Origin of the sequence: Paraburkholderia tropica (assembly GCF_914484835.1) — a bacterium.
GTDB lineage: Bacteria > Pseudomonadota > Gammaproteobacteria > Burkholderiales > Burkholderiaceae > Paraburkholderia > Paraburkholderia tropica_A.
This window is the reverse complement of record NZ_CAJZAR010000049.1, coordinates 108555-126841: the sequence shown is the minus strand read 5'-3', so window position 1 is coordinate 126841 and position 18287 is coordinate 108555. Positions and strand designations below refer to the sequence as shown.

Annotated in this window: 16 protein-coding genes; 5 read left to right on the top strand and 11 right to left on the bottom strand. The window is 67.4% G+C overall.

Features of this window, described 5'->3' with window-relative positions:
- The first annotated feature begins 182 nt into the window (after positions 1-182).
- Entirely contained in the window at positions 183-926 is a 744-nt protein-coding gene (locus LDO54_RS16740; RefSeq protein WP_224011805.1) for an SDR family NAD(P)-dependent oxidoreductase, read from the top strand.
- A 64-nt stretch (positions 927-990) separates the two neighbouring features.
- Here the strand turns inward: LDO54_RS16740 and LDO54_RS16735 are convergent, their stop codons facing one another.
- From LDO54_RS16735 to LDO54_RS16715, 5 genes are all read right to left on the bottom strand, one after another.
- On the bottom strand, positions 991-2229 hold the full coding sequence (locus LDO54_RS16735; protein WP_224011804.1) for an alpha-hydroxy acid oxidase: 1239 nt from the start codon (positions 2227-2229) through the stop codon (positions 991-993).
- A 20-nt stretch (positions 2230-2249) separates the two neighbouring features.
- Entirely contained in the window at positions 2250-3185 is a 936-nt protein-coding gene (locus LDO54_RS16730; RefSeq protein ID WP_224011803.1) for an SMP-30/gluconolactonase/LRE family protein, read from the bottom strand.
- A 34-nt stretch (positions 3186-3219) separates the two neighbouring features.
- Positions 3220-4728, bottom strand: coding sequence for an MFS transporter (locus LDO54_RS16725; RefSeq protein WP_224011802.1), 1509 nt, complete (start codon positions 4726-4728; stop codon positions 3220-3222).
- A gap of 69 nt (positions 4729-4797) precedes the next feature.
- Positions 4798-5499: an RraA family protein gene (locus LDO54_RS16720; RefSeq protein WP_224011801.1), complete on the bottom strand. Its 702-nt coding sequence runs from the start codon at positions 5497-5499 to the stop codon at positions 4798-4800.
- Positions 5496-6506, bottom strand: a complete 1011-nt coding sequence (locus tag LDO54_RS16715; RefSeq protein ID WP_224011800.1) for a hydroxyacid dehydrogenase — start codon at positions 6504-6506, stop codon at positions 5496-5498. Before LDO54_RS16715 ends, LDO54_RS16720 begins: the two co-directional genes overlap by 4 nt.
- Positions 6507-6657: 151 nt before the next feature.
- Here LDO54_RS16715 and LDO54_RS16710 point away from each other — a divergent pair, with 151 nt between their 5' ends.
- From LDO54_RS16710 to LDO54_RS16695, 4 genes are all read left to right on the top strand, one after another.
- A complete protein-coding gene (locus LDO54_RS16710) occupies positions 6658-7647 on the top strand; it encodes a LysR family transcriptional regulator (protein ID WP_224011799.1) in 990 nt (329 codons plus the stop codon).
- Between the two features lie 153 nt (positions 7648-7800).
- Positions 7801-8403 (top strand): NUDIX domain-containing protein, encoded by a 603-nt coding sequence (locus LDO54_RS16705; protein WP_224011798.1) that lies wholly within the window; start codon positions 7801-7803, stop codon positions 8401-8403.
- Between the two features lie 45 nt (positions 8404-8448).
- The gene (locus LDO54_RS16700) at positions 8449-8745 is read left to right on the top strand and encodes a YciI family protein (RefSeq protein WP_224011797.1); all 297 of its coding nucleotides are present in this window, start codon (positions 8449-8451) and stop codon (positions 8743-8745) included.
- Between the two features lie 231 nt (positions 8746-8976).
- Positions 8977-10659: a putative bifunctional diguanylate cyclase/phosphodiesterase gene (locus LDO54_RS16695; RefSeq protein ID WP_224011796.1), complete on the top strand. Its 1683-nt coding sequence runs from the start codon at positions 8977-8979 to the stop codon at positions 10657-10659.
- A gap of 26 nt (positions 10660-10685) precedes the next feature.
- On the opposite strand, the gene LDO54_RS16690 is transcribed toward LDO54_RS16695, so the two are convergent.
- The 6 genes from LDO54_RS16690 to LDO54_RS16665 form a co-directional block, all read right to left on the bottom strand.
- Positions 10686-11480, bottom strand: a complete 795-nt coding sequence (locus LDO54_RS16690) for a hypothetical protein (RefSeq protein ID WP_224011795.1) — start codon at positions 11478-11480, stop codon at positions 10686-10688.
- Between the two features lie 37 nt (positions 11481-11517).
- Positions 11518-12702, bottom strand: a complete 1185-nt coding sequence (locus tag LDO54_RS16685) for a glutathionylspermidine synthase family protein (RefSeq protein ID WP_224011794.1) — start codon at positions 12700-12702, stop codon at positions 11518-11520.
- Between the two features lie 25 nt (positions 12703-12727).
- Positions 12728-14209: a saccharopine dehydrogenase NADP-binding domain-containing protein gene (locus LDO54_RS16680; protein WP_224011793.1), complete on the bottom strand. Its 1482-nt coding sequence runs from the start codon at positions 14207-14209 to the stop codon at positions 12728-12730.
- A 317-nt stretch (positions 14210-14526) separates the two neighbouring features.
- Positions 14527-15315 carry an FRG domain-containing protein gene (locus LDO54_RS16675; protein WP_224011792.1) on the bottom strand — a complete coding sequence of 263 codons (789 nt, stop codon included), beginning with the start codon at positions 15313-15315 and terminating at the stop codon, positions 14527-14529.
- A gap of 135 nt (positions 15316-15450) precedes the next feature.
- On the bottom strand, positions 15451-16728 hold the full coding sequence (locus tag LDO54_RS16670) for an MFS transporter (protein ID WP_224011791.1): 1278 nt from the start codon (positions 16726-16728) through the stop codon (positions 15451-15453).
- Between the two features lie 42 nt (positions 16729-16770).
- Positions 16771-18195, bottom strand: a complete 1425-nt coding sequence (locus LDO54_RS16665) for a M20 family metallopeptidase (protein WP_224011894.1) — start codon at positions 18193-18195, stop codon at positions 16771-16773.
- Positions 18196-18287 lie beyond the last annotated feature (92 nt).

The following is an 18287-nucleotide window of genomic DNA, read 5'->3' as shown; positions in this document are numbered from 1 at the left end:
TCGATGCGGCGTGCGCGGCGCTGTTTCGCGAACGCCGCAGGCGAGTGGAACTGACGCGAGTCGCGCGCGACGGCGCGTCGCTGCGGGCGTCGAACGATTGGCTGCGCGAGGAGAACGGGTGACAGCCTCCGCCGAATCATCGACAATCGACGGCTGGCTCGCTCCCCTCCCTCACTGCCCTCATGCAAACCACTCGACCTGTCGCCCTCGTCACGGGCTCGACTTCCGGCATCGGCGCCGCGATTGCGCGCCGTCTTTGCGCCGACGGTTATTCAGTTATCCTGCATTCCAGAAGTTCGGCGCAAGCCGGACACGCGATGGCGCGCGAACTCGAATCCGCCGCCTACGTGCAGGCCGATCTGGCGAACGATGCGGATCGAACCCGGCTCATCCGCGAAGCGGGCGCCGTCTGGGGCCGCCTCGATGTGCTGGTGAACAACGCGGGCATCAGCCGCGTGATTCCTCACGACGATCTCGCGGCCGCCACGCCCGATGTCTGGCAGGAAATGAACGAGGTCAACGTAGTCGCGCCGTTTCGCCTCGTCACCGAAGCGCTGCCGATGCTGCGCGAGGCCGCCGCGCGCGGCAAGGCGGGCTGCGTCGTCAACGTGAGTTCGCATGCGGGCGTGCGGCCCAAGGGCGCGTCGATTCCCTACGCGGCGAGCAAGGCGTCGCTGAATCACGTCACGCGCCTGCTCGCGCTCACGCTCGCGCCCGATGTGCGCGTGAACGCCGTCGCGCCGGGTCTCGTCGATACGCCGCTCACCGCGGAGTGGACGCAGGCGCAGCAACTCTGGAGAGAACGCTCGCCGATGCGGCGCGCCGCCAGCCCCGAGGACATCGCTCAGGCGGTCGCCATGCTCGTTGCTTCGGATTATTTGACCGGCGAGATTCTGCTCTCGGATGGCGGGCTGAACCTCACCTGAGCGAAGCGCGGCGAACGAAGCCGCGCGCTCGTTATTAACGCGACATTGACTCGCTACTGACTCATCACTCGCCGCGCCGCCTCAACCGGCTCGCATCGACCTCATCGGGCCGCGTCACGCCGAGCAGCGCCATATTGCGGCGCATTTCCGCCGCGACGATCGCGAACGCGTGCAGCACGCCCGCCTGCCCCGCCACCGCGCCCGCGTAGTTGAACGGCCGGCCGATGAACACCGCGCGCGCGCCGAGCGCCAGCGCCATCAGCACGTCGCCGCCGCGACGGAAGCCGCTGTCGATCATCACCGGGCAGTCCGCGTCGACGGCGGCCACCACGCGCGGCAGCGCGCGCAGCGGCGCAATCGAGCCGTCGAGCTGACGTCCGCCGTGATTCGAAACGATCAGCCCGTCCACGCCGAGGTCGCGCGCGCGGCGCGCGTCGTCCGCGTCGAGAATGCCTTTCACGACCAGCGTGCCGCGCCAGCGCTGCCGGATCATCCGCAGATGTTCCCAGCTCAGATGGTCGCGCGCGCCGAAGTCGCGCAGCACGTTCGACGAGAGAATCGGCGCGCCGCGCGTGACGCGCGAGTTCTCGAAATGCGGCATGCCGTGCCGCCAGAGCGTGCGCAGCGCCGTGCCGAGCAGCCAGCGCGGATGCGTCAGCCCATCCCACGCGAGACGCGGGCCGGGGCGCAGCGGCGTGGAAAAGCCCGCGCGCAGATTGTTCTCGCGATTGCCCGACACCGGCACATCGGCGGTCAGCACCAGCGTGCGAAAGCCCGCCTGCGCGACGCGGTCCACCAGCGCCGCGATCGTCTCCGGTTCGCCCGGCACATACATCTGGAACCACGCCTGCGGATTCGCCTGCGCGATGGCCTCCATGCGGATCAGCGACGAACCGCTCATGATCATCGGCAGATTGGCGAGCGCGCTCGCCTGCGCCTGGATCAGATCGCCGCGATACGCCGAGAGCGCGCTGATCCCCATCGGCGCAATGCCGAACGGCGCGGCATAGGTGTGGCCGAACAGCGTCGTGTCGAGCGTGCGTTGCGAGGTATCGACGAGCACGCGCGGTACCCAGTCGTACTCATCGAACGCGGCGCGGTTCTCGCGCAGCGAGCGGTCGGTTTCGCAGCCGCCGCTCACGTAGGCGAAGATCGGGCGCGGCAGATGGCGGCGCGCCGCCGCTTCGAAATCGGCGAGCGAGAGCACGCGCGCGAGACGGCGCGGCACAGGCGGCGACGCGCCCGTGCGCGGCGCGGAATGGTTCGCGAGCGGATAGTCGCTCAGGCTGAAGGCGGCGGTCATGGCGCGCTCCTCGCAGCGGATCAGGCCACGCGCGGCAAGGCGATGCCGGGCGCGACGGCGTCGGCGACCAGCACGTTGCCGAGCTTCGATTCGGTGATGAAGATCTGCTGGCGTTCGCGCCCGCCGAAGGCGAGATTGGTCACCGTCTCGCCCGCGCACGACTTCACGCGCGCGATGCACGCGCCGTTCGGCGCGAACACGAACACATGGCCGAGCGAGGCGTGCGCGACGTAGAGATTGCCCGCTTCGTCCATCGCGAGGCCGTCGGGGCCGCTCGTGCCGAACAGCGAGCAGAAGCGGCCGACTTTCGCGGTGCCGCCGTTGTCGAGCAGCGGCACGCGCCAGACCGCGTTGTCGCGCGTCATCGCCACGAACAGCACGCGGCCCGACGGATCGAGCACGAGTCCGTTCGGACTCACGCCGTTCGAGAGCAGGCAGTCGAGCCGGCCATCGGCACGCAGGCGATAGACGCGGCCCGTGGGGTCCTGCAGGCCCGTCTGTCCCTGATCGGTGAAATAGATATCGCCATTCGCGGCGATCGCGAGGTCGTTGCAGCCCTTGAACGACTCGCCGTTGCGCGAGGTCAGCAGCGGCTCCACGCGGCCGCTTTGCGGATCGAGCTGCATGATGCCGTTGCGGTAATCGGCGATCAGAATGCGGCCGTCGGGGTGGAACTTGAGCCCGTTCGGCTCGCCGTCGTATTGCGCGACGAGCGTCCAGTCGGTATCGCGATTACCGTCGCCTTCGATGCGAAAAATGCGGCCAAACGGAATATCGACGACATAGAGCCGACCTTGCGCGTCGAACGCCGGACCTTCGAGAAAGCTGTCGACGCTCTGCCCCGCCTTGTTGGCGTTGGCCCAGGCCGAGCCCACGCCGGTCTGGCGAAAGCGCGCGGGCATCGTGGAAAACACGCGCGTCTGCACGACGCGCGGCGGTTCATCGAGATAGAACATGCGGTGCCCTCGGGCAAAACCAGATTAAGCGAAATTAACCGGAGATCTGTTCGAGGCTCAGGCCGCGCGAGCGCGGGCCGAACAGGCCGATCGTGAGCATCACCACGAACATCGATCCGGCGATCAGCGCGAACACGCCGGGCACGCCGAGGTGACGCAGGAAGAAGCCGATCAGGAAGCCCGAGAGCATCGCGCTGATACGGCTCGCCGAATAGACGAGGCCGATGGCGCGCGCCCGCATGCGCGTCGGGAACAGTTCGGCCTGGTAGGTGCGGTACGAGAACGTCATGCAGTTGCCGGCGAGCGTCATCAGCAGGCCCATCGCGACGAGCAGCATCGGCTCGCGCTGCTGCGCGAAGATGATGCCGAGCACCGCCATCGCCGCCGACGCGCCGACGATCAGCCATTTGCGCTCGACGCGGTCGGCGATCAGCATCGACAGCAGCGGCCCGAGCGGACTCGCAATGGCGATCAGAAACGAATACCAGAGGCTGTGCGTGAGCGTCACGCCTTTTTCGGCGAGCAGCGTGGGCACCCAGCTCGCGAAACCGTAATAGCCGATCGACTGGAAGAAGTTGAACACCAGCAGCATGATCGTGCGGCGGCGGTAGCGCGCGCTCCACGGGCTGTCGCTTTCTGCCGATGTAGTTGCATGCGCAACGTTCTCGATATGAGGCGCGACCTGCGGGACATGAGCAATCGGCAACGGCTTGCCCGTCGCGCGCTCGATGCGCTTTTCCAGCCGCGCGACGATCGCTTCGGCCTCGGCGATGCGGCCATGCTGGATCAGCCAGCGCGGGCTTTCCGGCAAACCCAGCCGGATCAGCCAGACGAACACCGCGCCCGAGCAGCCGATCCACACGACCCAGCGCCAGCCGTCCTGACCGAACGGCGCGATCGGCACGAGCTGCCACGACAGAAACGCGATGGTCGGAATCGACGTGTACTGGATCGCCTGCACGAACGCGAAGGCGCGGCCACGCAGCCGCGCGGGCACGAACTCGGATACGTAAGCGTCGATGGTCACGAGTTCCGCGCCCACGCCGATGCCCGCCACCACGCGCCAGAACACGATCCAGCCGGGCGCGTCCTGCAGCGACATCATCACGGCGGCGAAGGTATAGCAGAGCAGCGCGCCGACGAACACGCGGCGTCGGCCGAGCCGGTCCGCGATAAACGCCACGCCGATCGTGCCGATAAAGAGCCCGAGAAACAGCGCCGCGACGAACGCGCCCAGGCCGCCGAGATCGAACAGCGAGGCCGTCGTCTTCGTGAAGATGCCGGCCTTGACGAGCCCCGGCCCGATATAGGCCGTGAGGAACATGTCGTAAATCTCGAACCAGCCGCCAAGCGCGAGCGCGCCGATCAGGAGCCACACGGGCGCGCTGGGCGGCAGCCGGTCGAGACGCGCCGAAATCTGGCGCGCGTGGACCTCGGGCGCGGCATAGGCGCGATGGACTTCGTGCGCGCCGTCTGCGGCACGCGGCCCATCGGCCGCCTCGCGCGCATCATGCACACCGGCGACGGGGGTGCTCGATTGCATAGCCTTGTCTCCTGTCTTGTTTTTTGATGTCGCTGCGTTCGCGTTTGCGTTCGCGTTCGCGTCGGCGTTTTAAACCGGGCAGCCCTTCTTGCGCAGCAGCGCGTTGAAGCGCTCCGGGTCCGCGCTGCCCGCCTGGTTGGTCGCGCGGATCGTGTCTTCCTTGTCGGCGTGCGCGCGCACCAGCGGCAGCAGCGCGTCGAGGCGGTCGACCGGCACGGCGATCACGCCGTCGGCGTCGCCGAGAATCAGGTCGCCCGGATTCACGACCATGCCCGCGCACGCGATCGGCACGTTCACCTCGCCCGGACCTTCCTTGCTCGGACCGCGGAACGTGTGACCGCGCGCGTAGACCGGAATGCCGCCTTCGGCCCACTCGGCCAGATCGCGGATCGCGCCGTCGATGACGAAGCCGCCGATCTTCTTCGTCAGCGCGGACGTGCGCATCAGCCCGCCGATCAGCGCCTGGGTCAGATCGCCGCCGCCGTCGACGACGATCACATCGCCCGGCTGCGCGAGTTCGATCGCCTTGTGGATCATCATGTTGTCGCCGGGACGCACGCGCACCGTGATGGCCGGGCCGCACATCGTCAGCGTGACCGAGTGGTGATAAGCGCTCAGACCGTAAGCGCCGGTGCTGCGGCCCATGCAGTCGCCCGCGTGCGCGACCGGCACGCTGCGGAACGCCTCAATCTGCGCGGCGCTGGGCAGCGAGGTGCGCTGGCCGACGAAAAAGCCTGCGGGCCAGCCGGCCCGATCCTGGTTGGAGTTCATGCGATGACCTTGATATCGGATTGATGATGTTTGAGCACGGCGCCGTTCACGCAGGCGGCCGCATTGACGCTGTCGACACCTTCGCCGCGCAGGAAGCGCAGGCAGGTTTCGGCGGCGGACACGGCCACGGCGTCGAGCGCGTCGGGCGTCGAGCCGCCCACGTGCGGCGTGAGCACGACGTTGGGCAGCGCGGCGAGCGGATCGTCGGCGGGCATCGGTTCGTTGCGGAAGGTGTCGAGGCCCGCCGCCGCCAGCTTGCCGCTGCGCAGCGCGGCCACGAGCGCCGCTTCGTCGATCAGTTCGCCGCGCGCCGTGTTGACGACGATCGCGCCATCCGGCAAACGCGCGATGGCCTCGGCGTCGAGCAGATTGCGCGTGTGCGCGTTGACGGGGCAATGCAGGCTCAGCACGTCGGCCTGCGCGAGCAGCGCGTCGAGCGACGATTCGAGCGTGACGAAGGGCTGCGCGTCGGCCTGCTTCGCGACCGGATCGAAGGCGCGCACGTGCAGGCCGAGCGCATGCGCGATCGCCGCGACGCGCTGGCCGATCTGCCCGTAACCGACGAGGCCGAGCGTGCGGCCATGCAGCTGACGGCCGTCGCCCGTGCGGGTCCAGCGGCCCGCGCGCAGTTCGCTGTCGAAGAAGTTGAGCTTGCGCGCCGCGGCCAGCATCAGGCCGATCGCGAGTTCCGCGACCGAATGCGTGTTCGTGCCGGGCGTCGTGAAAACCGGAATGCCGCGCTGCGTGGCGGCGTCGACGTCGATATTGGTCACGCCCACGCCGTGCTTGCAGATCACGCGCAGCGTCGGGCAGGCCGCGATGGCCGCGCCGCTCAGTTCGACCGTGCGCGAGATGACCGCGTCGATGGGCTGCGTGGCGAGAATGCGCGCGACCTGCGCGGCGTCCTGGGCGTCGTCGATATAGACGGTCTCGCACTGCGCGGCGGCCAGCACGCGCTGACCGGCGGGCGCCAGACGCGGCGCGGTGACGAGAATGCGATACGACATCGGGTGTCTCCTTGTTGAAAGCGAAGGCCTGATGGCTTCCTCACGCCATTGTTGACACCGCGACTCATAATGTCTATTTTCGATTTTTCATATTTTCATTCCTGTCAGCTATGAATTCCTCACGCGGCGCAGACGCCGGAAGGCGGCGCGCATGGTCATGAATCTGCAGGTGCGCGACCTGATGTATTTCGCGAAAGTGGCCGAACTCGGCCATCTCGGACGCGCCGCCGAGGCGCTGCACGTGAGCCAGCCCGCGCTCTCGAAGTGCATCGACCGGCTGGAGCAGACCTATGGCGCGGCGCTGTTCGAGCGCAGCGGGCGCGGCATCCGCCTGACCGACGCCGGGCGGCTGCTGCAGGAGCGCGTGCGTCTGGTCGAACGCACGCTCGACGAGACGCAGCGCGAAATCGCCACGCTCGGCGCGGGCTTGTCGGGGCTCGTGAAAGTGGGCGCGGCCGCCACCATCGCCGAATTCATCATGCCGACCGCCTGCCGCGTGCTGCACGAGGAAGCGCCCGCCGTGGTCGTGGAACTGCAGATCGGCATGAACGACGTGCTGCAGGACGCCTTGCGCAAGCGCCAGCTCGACGTGGTGATCGGCCCGCTCGGCCGTCACGACGACGCGCTGGTGCAAATCCCCATCCTCGCCGACGACGTGGTGGTGGCCGCGAGCGCCACGCATCCGCTCGCGGGCAAGCGCGCGACGCTCGAAGCGATGTCCGCGTGCGGCTGGGTGCTGCCCGCGCAGTCGGTCGCGACGCGGCAATGGCTCGAAGCCGTGTTCGCGGCGCACGGCCTGCCCGCGCCCCGCGCCGCCGTGATGACGAGTTCGATCGCGGCGGTGCCGCGCCTGATCGCCGAAACCGGCCTGCTGAGCTTTATTTCGCGGCGCAACCTGGAGGCGGGCCGCTTCACGCCCGCGCTGGTCGAACTGCCGAACCCGGTCACGACGATGACGCGCGAATTCGGCGTCGTGCATCGCAATGACGGCTATCTGTCGCCCGCCGCGCGGCGGTTGATCGAGATCGTGCGCGCGCAGCATGAAGCGGCTGCGGAGATGACTGAGGTGGACGAAGCGACTGCGGTGAAAGCGCGTGGCAAAACCGCGGCGGGGACGGCGCGGAAAAGCCGGAGCCGATAGGCGTCCTTTTTTTCCATCGGCGGTTTGCACGAATTTTCTTGAAATTGCACGAGTCTGCACGTTACCATGCGAGGCAGATCGAGCCGGATTCGTGCTGCTCACGCACGCGCTGCGTCCCGGCTCGCGCCCAGCAAACCGTCATTGGAGACTCGCATGACCGCCACCCGCGACCGCGTCCGCATCGTCGATACCACCCTGCTGTCCGACAACTGGTACGTGCTGAAGAAGGTCACGTTCGACTACCGGCGCGGCGACGGCAGCTGGCAGCGCCAGAGCCGCGAAACCTACGACCGCGGCAACGGCGCGACGATCCTGCTGCACGATCCCGCGACCGGCAATGTCGTGCTCACGCGCCAGTTCCGCATGCCCGCCTTCGTCAACGGCCACGACGGCATGCTGATCGAAACGGCGGCCGGGCTGCTCGACAACGCCTCGCCCGAGGACCGCATCCGCGCCGAAGTCGAAGAGGAAACCGGCTATCGCGTGCGCAATCTGCGCAAGGTATTCGAGGCGTTCATGAGCCCCGGCTCGGTGACGGAGAAGCTCTACTTCTATCTCGGCGAATACGATGCCTCGCTGCGCACCGGCGACGGCGGCGGGCTCGCGGATGAAGGCGAGGATCTCGAAGTGCTCGAACTGCCGTTGCGCGAGGCGCTGGCGATGATCGAGCGCGGCGAGATCGTCGATGGGAAAACGATTATGTTGTTGCAGTATGCGGCGCTGCGCGGCCTCACGGATCGCCCCCGCGCCGCCTGATCAGCGCGCCGCTACAATGGCCGCGCCCACTGTCACGGAATCATCATGTACATCGTCAACCTGACTTATCTCGTCTCGCACGAACGCATCGACGACGCGCTGCCCGCGCATCGCGTCTATCTCGATGCTCAGTTCGCCGCCGGCAACTTCATCGCCGCCGGGCCGAAGCTGCCGCGCGACGGCGGCGTGATCGTCGCGTCGAACATGGATCGCGCGCGTCTCGATGCGATCCTCGCCGCCGATCCGTTCGCGCAGCAAGGGCTCGCCAGTTATGCGGTCACCGAGTTCAAGGCCACGCGGCTCGCGCCCGCTCTGAATCTGCCGATGCCCGAAGCGCCGTAACGCGCGCGTGCCTGCGTATGAGCGCGCGTGACCGCCACGCGCCATCGTCCGGCGTAACGTAACGCGCGCAGTCGGCGCGCGCGCCGCGTTACGTAACCTGCGCGCGCCCGGGAACACGCCGAGCCCGTTGCGCACGCACCGGATGCCGCCGCGCCGTGGCATGGCTCCTGCTTGAACGAAGCGCATAACCCCACGTGCGGCGCACGCCCGCACGGACTACACGCGACTTCGATGAGCACGTCCACCGTCTACGAAACGGCCTTTCTCGCCGCGCCCTTCGGCGCATTTCTGTGCCGCGCCGATGGCGTGTTCGCGCGCGTGAATCCCGCCTACGAACAGCTCACCGGCTATCGCGCGCAAGACCTGATCGGCCAGCGAAAATTCATCGCGCTGCACGATCCCGCCGAACTCGCGCGCCGCATCGGGCCGCTCGCGGGCGCGAGCGCCATCGAACGTTTCCGGGGCGAATGGGCCTATGTGAAGCGCAACGGCACGCGCGTGCCAGTCTCGCTCGCGCTTGCGCCGCTGCCGGGCGCGCGCGACGCGCGTTACATCGGCATCGCCGTCGACACCACGCGTCACGCGCAGGCCGAGGCGCAGCTCTGGTACGTTTCCCATCACGACCGCGCCACGCATCTGCCCAATCGCGAGTTGTTCCTCGAACGGCTCGATCTCTCGCTCGCGCGCTGCCGGCGCGCGGACATGGCGCTCACCGTCCTCGTGGTCGAGATCGACGATCTGCACAAGACGCGCGACGCGCTCGGTCCCGATGGCGCCGACCTCGTGCTCGAATACGCGGGCGAGCGCTTGCGTCGGCTCGTGCAGACCGAGTGCGGCGAGAGCGTGGTCGGCTCGATTGGCGGCGATCAGTTCGCGATTGCGCTGCCCGGTCTCGGCGACGATGCGAGCCGCCTCGCGCAGCAGCTGATCGACGCGTTCGCACGCACGGACCGCGCGCAGCCGACGCGCGGCGCGACCATGAGCGTAGGCGCGGCGCGCTTTCCCGCCGACGGCGAGGACGCCGCCACGCTCGTGCGCCGCGCGGGCGTGGCCGTTTCGGAAGCGCGGCGCGCGGGACGCGGCCAGCTCTGCCGCTTCGCGCGCGCGCAGGAAACGCGCGCCACACGCCAGCTCGAACTCGAACAGGCGCTGCGGCGCGCCATCGACGCCCGCGAATTTTTTCTGCACTATCAGCCGCGCGTCTCGCTGAAGACGGGGCATATTACGCAATCCGAAGCATTGCTACGATGGCGTCATCCGGCATATGGGCTCGTGAGTCCCGCCGAATTCATTCCCGTGGCCGAACAGGCCGGGCTCATCGACGCAATCGGCGCGTGGGTGATGGACACGGCGTGCCGCGAAATCGGCCAGTTGCAGCGCCTCGCGCGCACGCCCACGAAGGTCGCCGTCAACGTCTCGCCGCAGCAGTTCGCCAATCCGCGTCTGATCGAGCAGATCGAGCGCGCGCTGGAAAAAGCCGCCATCGCGCCCGAGCAGCTCGAAATCGAAATCACCGAAAGCCTCTTGCTGACCGACACCGAGCGCACCGTGCGCACGCTGCACGCGTTGCGCGCGCTCGGCATCGAGGTGGCCGTCGACGATTTCGGCACCGGCTATTCGAGCCTCGCGTGGCTCGCGAGCCTGCCGCTGAACCGCCTCAAGATCGACCGCTCGTTCATCGCGAAGATGGGCACCGACGCGCGCAGCGACGCGCTGGTGGGCGCGATCGTCTCGATGGGACACGCGCTGGATCTGAGCGTGACCGCCGAAGGCATCGAGACCGCCGCGCAGGCGCAGCGCGTGCGCGAACTCGGTTGCGACGAGGCGCAGGGCTTCTGGTTCTCGCGGCCGGTTTCGCTGCAGACGTTGCGGAATTTGCTGGAGCCTAAGCCGGGGTTGGTGTGTCAGGCGTGAGCGTTGCGTGCGAGACGGCGCGGCGTTCAGCCGCCGCGCGAACCGTGACCGCCCCCGCCGCCGTGCCCCGACGTGAACCCGCCACGCGAAATGGCGCGGCCTTCGCTGACCGAGACCGAACGCGGCGAACGGCTAAACACGTCGCTCCCCGCGTGTAGCGAACTCGATCGCACGAGCAGCGAGGAGGCGGTTCCGTGCAGCGGGCCGCTTGGGGCGTCGCGGGTTTGCGTGCCGTTGGCGTGATAGACCGTGCCGGCCTGCGTGTAGTACGGGCCGTACCAATGGCCTGCGTAGACGAAACTCGAATGCCCGCCGCCACCGCCGCCATAGCCATGGCCGCCGCCGCTCGTCTGCGTGCTGGCGGCCGTCTGCGCGCACGCGCTCGTGTTCGGTGCGAGGCCGCTGTCGATCGCCGCGTCGCTGGCGGACGCGAGCGCGGCGCTGGCGCCGTTCGCCGCCGTGCCGGACGCGTCCGGCGCCTCGCAGACGAAACCGCAATCGGACGGCTGATTCCAGTCCGCCAGACACGCGGCCTGCGAGTCGTAACGCGCGCGCTCGACCTGCTCGACCTGCGCGGCCTGATCGTCGTCGTCGTCATCGGTACAGGCGTGCAGCATCATGCCCAGCGCAACAGCGCCGCCCACGCCGATCAGCACGAGCGTCAGCATGTTCGAGTTGCCACGCGCGGGCGGCGTGGGCGTGGGCGCGCCCTTGCCCGCGCCACCGCTACTCGACGCCGGGCGGCGCGAACCGCTCTCCAGCGGCGCACGGCGTGCCTGCTTCGCGCCATTCGACGCGTTCTTGTTGTTTCGCTTGCTCATGGCTTGCCAGGTCTTCCCGAATGATGTTTCAACGCCTTCACTCCGCCACGAAATAGTGCGGCACGAACCATGAGGTATTGCTCGCGATCAGCGACGCCTGCTCGCGCACGCAGAGCCCGACGGGCGTGTCGTCCACGATCCAGGCGCCGAGCGTGACGAAGCGCTCGCCCTCCGCCGTCCCGATGCGCGGACACGGCATGTAGTCCTGATAGACGAAACCCTCCGCCCCGTAATCGCCGCCGCGCTCGATCACGCCGTCCGGCGTCATGAGCGTGACGTTCGCGCCTTCACGCGACAGCAGCGGCTTCTTCGCATGCGGACGCCCCGCGAAGCGCGCGGCATCGAACGACGCTTCGAGCAGGTTCGGATGATGCGGAAACAGCTCCCAGAGGATCGGCAAGATGCCCTTGTTCGCCAGAATCATCTTCCACGGCGGCTCGACCCAGGCGCAGCGATCCTTGAGCAATTCGCCGCCGTAATCGGAACCGGCCAGCCACTCCCACGGATACAGCTTGAACATCAGCCGGATCACGCGCCCTTCGAGGTCGATGAACTGGCCGCAGCCGTCGTTGCCGATGTCCTGCATCGCGATCAGCTTGACCGACCAGCCCGCCTGCACCGCCGTATCCATCAGATATTCGACGTTGCAGACATCTTCCTGGCTGTCGAACATGCAGGCGAAATGCAGCAGATCGATGTCGCGGTAATGCGCGCGCAGCGCGCGCCAGCGCTCGATCAGCGCTTCGTGCAGGCTGTTGAACTGGTCGGCCTCGGGGCGCACATCCTGCTTCCAGAACCATTGCGCGAGGCTCGCCTCGATGATCGAGGTGGGCGTGTCGGCGTTGTACTCGAACATCTTCGGCGTGCCGAGCGCGTCGAGCGTGAAATCGAAACGCCCATACAGCGTGGGGTCGTCACGCTCCCACGATTGCGTGATCCAGTCGCCCATCGGCGCGGCAATGCCGAGGCGCGCGAAGTCGCGCTTCGTGATCACGTGCTCGACCGCGTCGAGACAGCGCTGGTTGAGCTCCAGCGCCGCCGCGTAGATGCGCTCGACTTCTTCCGATGAAAACCGATAGGCGTGGTCCTCGCGCCAGTACACGAAGGTGTGGTCGTCCACCGCTTGCGGCACGTCGTGCTCGTCGAGCGAGTGAAAGTGAAACCCAATCGATTCGAGGCGCGCGGGCCAGCCCCGGCGTGGAATCTGGCGGATACGTTGCATGGTGTCGAGTGTGGAATGGCGATGATCAAGCCGCGTGCGCGAGCGCCGGATCGGGCGAGTCCGGCGTCGCCAGCGTGCGGCCGGGCAGGAGAAATTCGTCGAAGGTGAGCGCGGGTGAGGCGGGTTCGGGCCGCCACGCTGTCGTCGCGCATTGCATCGGCTCCCAGTAAGGACGCGCGCGTTCGAATGCGGCTTCGTCGTCGATGGCGTCGGATTCGACGATGCCTTCGCGCGGGTGCTCGCGCATCCACTGCATGCCCGCGACGATGCTCGACGCCACCTGCAAGCTCGTCGCGTTGTTGTACGGCGCCAGTTCGCGGGCACGCGCGATCGACAAGGCGGAGCCGAACCAGACCGACTGGCCGCGCCCGCTCATCACGAGTACGCCCAGTTCGTCTTCGCCCGCGACGATCTCGTCCTTCATCACGCGTTCGCGCCAGTTGCCGCCGGTCTCGCCCATCTTGTCCATCTTGTCCATCTTGTCCATCTCGCCCATCTCGTTCATCTCGCCGAGCAGCGCCATCGAACCGACGGCGTCCGCGCACGGGCGATAGGCGTAGTAGACGGTCGGCCGCCAGACTTCGCCTGCGCGCCCGTCCTCGACCGGCGCGGTGAAGTACTCCGCGATCGAAATCGACTCGTTGTGCGTGAGGATGCAAGCCGTGAGCGGGCCGCGCAGTGGCGTCCAGGTCTGCACCGCGATTTCGTGGCCGCGCTGCGCGAGTTGAATGGCCGCCTGCGAGCCATCGCGCCAGCGGCGCGCGCCTGCGGGCAAGACACGCTCATGCGTGCCCCAGCCGATCTCGACGGGTTGCAGGCATTCGGTCGCGAAGCCCTCGACCGACCAGGTGTTGACGAATTCGTCGGCGGCGCGCGGCGTGTCGGCTCGCTGCGTATCGGATTCGGAAATCTGGATCACGCGCACGTCGAGCGCCTGCGCGAGCGCGGCCCATTGCTGCCGCGTACGCGGCACGCGGTGATCGTCCGCTCGCGATGGTTCGAGCACGCGCGCGAGTTCGAGCAGCGCACGCTTCACCAGCAGCGAAACGAAACCCGGATTCGCGCCGTGCGCGACCAGCGCGGTTTGCGTGCCGGGGCGCGCACGCTGCACGGTCAGCATCGCCTCGCGCAAGGCGTGATTGCTGGTGGCGTCGGCGGACTCGTTCGACAACGCATACGCCCAAGGTTCGATCCCGGTATCGAGATAGAACGCGCCGCACGATTGCGCGAGCGCGAGCAAGGCGCAACTGCTCACCGCGGGAGCAAGATTCAGCAGAAAATCCTCGGCCCGCAGATGCGGCGCGATGGCCTGAGAAAAATTGAGCGCGTCGACGCGGCACTGAATCAGTTCGACACCCATGCTCGCCGCACGCGCCCTGCGAATGGCGTCGCGGTTCTGGTCGAGTGCGATAACGTGACAACCGGGAAAATGCGCGTGCAGCAACGGCACCACGGCCTGCCCGATATTGCCGAAGCCGACCATGACGATGCGAACCGTATCAGACATATTATTTTGAATCAGCGAGCGGATTTGAACGGAGTCAATGCCGTCTTTTAATTCAACCTTGCGCATTCACGCGCGCAGCATTGCTTTCCCCGGGCCGCATTGTAATGGCATTCGCGCGCGGCGCTCAATCGCCACGCGCATTCCCCGGCACGCGGTTCAAAAAATGTAGCGCAAACTCAAATCGCGCCTTTGCAATTAGCTCGCCGGCGCCTTTTTCGGACAATAGCTATTGCCAATAATTATGCGATTTAATAGTCAAAACGCATTTAACGTTTGGTGCGCCAGGAGAAGACGCCCAATCGCAAACCCGGCTCCGTTCACTGCGCCTGCATCATCCCCGACCACACGATCTCCAGTTCCACGCCAATCGAGCGCGCAAGCCCATCGAGGCCCGGAAACAGCGAGGCGTTGGTGATATTCATCCGATACAGCCACTTCATCGCGTCCATGCGGATGCGCGCGGGCAGCACGATCTGATGCAGCAGTTCTTCGTTGCTCTCATAGCCATCGAGAATGGCCTGAAGCGGTTTATCGATCACGCCCGGCACCACGAAGGTGCCCGACTGCGCGACCAGCCGGTCGTCCATTTCGGTCGGCTCGCCGGACCAGAGAATTTCGTTCGTATTGCAGAAGAAATAGCGTTCGAAGTGGCCGGGCACGCGCGGATCGATTACGTCGCGTGTGAGCACGGGATCGGTTTTCGGACGCGCGCGATTATTCCAGAGCGCGGGCGTATTGAGCGCGTACACGGCCGCGTCGCCGGTCGCGCGTTCGAGCGCGAAGAACGCGGCCACGAACGGGCTCTTGGTGAAGTCGAGCAGACGCGTGGGCGCGCCGTGGTGCTGCATCAGCGCGAGGCAGCGCAGGTCGTCTTCGAGTATCGCGGGATGCGCGAGAAAGTTATGCGCCTTGCGGCGGAACACGCGAATCGCGCGCTCCTCGCGCGAGCGCCATTGCTCGTGGTCGCCCACATAGTCGCGCATATAGCGCGACAGCGAGCTTTCCAGCCGCCATTGCGCATTCTGCTGCCCGCGAAACGCCCACCCGTCGAGTTGCGTGGTGAGCGACATGAACTGATTCCAGTCGCTGAGTTCGGTTGTCTGCATGCCCTGTCCTTTCGCCGCGCGGCTCGGCCCGCGCCGACGCGCGCATCGTCGGACAACCTAACACATCGGCGGTGACAGCGTGAAGTCCGTGCGCGCCGCTCGCGGCGCTGGCGTCGCTCGCGTCGCTGGCGACTGTCACGCCGCCGCGCGGCGCGGCAGCGGCTCCATCGGCACGCGGCTCACCCACGCGAGCGCAGCGAGGCTGATGGTCGCCGTGAGGATCAGGTAATAGCTGGGCGCGCTCTTGTCGCCGGTCGCCCCGAGCAGCCACGTGACAATCGCGGGCGTGAAGCCGCCGAACACCGTCACGCCCACGTTGTAGCCGATCGCCATGCCGGTCGCGCGCGTGGCGGGCGGAAAGATTTCGGCCATCAGCGCGGGCAGCGCGCCGAAGTAGATCGACTTCAGCAGGGCGAGCCAGGCGATCAGCACGTAGAGCGAAGACGCGCTGCCGCTTGCCGTCGCCCAGACGAAGCCCGGATACGCGCTCACGGCGAACAGCAGCGCGATCCACGTCATCTGGCGGCGTCGGCCGATGCGGTCGGAGAGCAGGCCCGCGAACGGCGTGACCACCGTGAGAATCACGCCGCCCAGCATGGTGGCCGCGAATCCCGTGGCCGCCGGCAGATGCAGTTCGCGGATCGCGAAGGTCGGCACGTATTGCAGCAGATAATTCACCGCCGTCGAAACCGTCAGGAGTCCAATCGATGTCAGCACGAGACGCTTTTGCTGCGCGAATACGGCGCGCACCGGCGATTCGCTGCGTTCGCCTTCGGTGAAGTCCTCGGCATCCTGAAGAAATCGTCGCAGATACAGACCCACCGGCCCGATCAACAAGCCGAAAAAGAACGGCAGACGCCAGCCCCACGCGGCAAGATCGGCGGGCGCCATCGACTTCGCGAGGCCATAGCCGAACGAGGCGGCCAGCAAGGTCGCGAGCCCTTGCGTCGCGAACTGCCAGCTCGCGATAAAGCCGCGCCGATGCGGCGCGTGCTCGATCAGCAATGCGGTCGATGCGCCGAATTCGCCGCCCGCCGAGAAGCCCTGCACGAGCCGCGCCGCCAGCACGAGCAGCGGCGCGGCCACGCCGATCGCGGCATAGTCGGGCACTAGCGCGATGATCGCCGTGCCGAGCATCATGAGGCTCACCGAAAGCATCAGCGCCGCCTTGCGGCCGCGCCTGTCGGCATACGCGCCGAGCACCATGCCGCCGAGCGGGCGCACGAGATACGAGGCGCCGAACGCGCCGAAGGTCAGCAGCAGCGAAGCGGTCTCGTTCGCGGCCGGAAAGAAGTGCTTGCCGATAAACACCGCGAAAAAGCCGTAAATCGCGATGTCGAACCATTCGAGCGCGTTGCCGACCGACGTGGCGACGACGAGTTGCGTGAGACTGGGCGTGCGTTTCGTGGACATGGTGTGGGGCGCGCGCGGCGCAGGCAAGAGTGACGATGACGGCTAGCGGGCGGCGGTGCTTTCAGCGCTCGCGGAACCTGACGCAAGACGCTTCGCATCCTCGCCGAGATCGAACCAGAGTCCCGCCATCACGGCGAGCGACTCGCGCGCGACGCTGCCGAGCAGATGCTCGTTCGGTGCGTGCTGCGCGCAGGCGGGATACGAATGCGGCACCCACAGCGTCGGCAGGCCGAGCGTTTCCGCGAACACGTCGTTCGGCACCGTGCCGCCCAGGTTCGGCAGCAGCGCGGGCTTCTTGCCCGTGCTCGCGCGCAGCGAATCGAGCGCCCAGTGCACCCAGGCGTCGTCGGGGTCGAGACGCGTGGCGGCCGCCGTCTGCGTCACGCGCACGCGCACGTCGGCGAAACCGAGCCGCGCGAAATGCGCCTCCAGATGCTCGCCCACGCGCTGGTAATCGGTGCCCACAACGAAGCGCAATTGGCAAGTCGCCTGCGCGCGCGGCGGAATCGCGTTGACGGGCGCATCGGGATTGCCGGACTTGAACGCGAGCACTTCGAGCGTGTTCCAGGCGATCACGCGTTCGGTGGGCGTGAGGCCCGGCTCGCCCCAGTCGGCGTCGACGGCGGGCGCGTTCTCGTCGCCGCCCAGTTCGATGTCGGCGAGCGCGGCGCGCACGCTCGCGGGCACGGGCGGCGGACGCAGCCCCTCGACGGCAATCGCGCCTTGCCGGTCGACGAGGCTCGCAATCGCATGCGAGAGCACGATGGCCGGATTGCGCAGCGCGCCGCCCCAGTTGCCCGAGTGATGCGCGCCCTCGCGCAGATCGATCAGGAGTTCGAACGTTACGCCGCCGCGCGAGCCGAGGAAGATCGTCGGGCGCTGCGCGCTCACGCGCGGACCATCGGAGGCGATGAAGACATCCGCGGCCAGCGCGTCGCGCTCGGCGGCGCAGACTTCGTCGAGACCCGGCGAACCGATTTCCTCGCCGGTCTCGAAGATCACTTTCACGTTGTAGCCGAGCTTGCCCTCGCGCGCCGCGAGCACCGCCGCGAGCGCCGCGAAGTTGACCGAGTGCTGGCCCTTGTTGTCGGCGCAGCCGCGTCCGTACCAGCGGTCGTCCTCGACGCTCACGCGCCACGGCGCGAGGCCCGCGCGCCACTGGTCGTCGTAGCCGCGCACCACGTCGCCGTGACCGTAGGTCAGCACGGTCGGCAGCGCCGGGTCTTCGATGCGTTCGGCGATCAGAAACGGCGCGCGCGCGTTCACCGGATTCGCGGCGAGGCGGCTCGTGAAGCCCAGTTGCGCGAGCGCGGGCGCGATCTCGTCGCTCAGATAGGCGCCCAGCGCGTCGGCCTGCGCGGGGTTCTGGCTTTCGGTGCGAAACGCCACGCGGCGTTCGAGGTCGCGCAGGAAGTCGCCGCTATCGAAGTGATGCAGCGCGGCGTCGATGGCCTGCTGGCGTTGCACGGCGTTCCTGTCCACATTGACGTTGGCGTTCACGAAGTCTCCTTTCATTTCGGCGATGCGAATTTTTCGATGGATTTGCGATTCGAATTCGC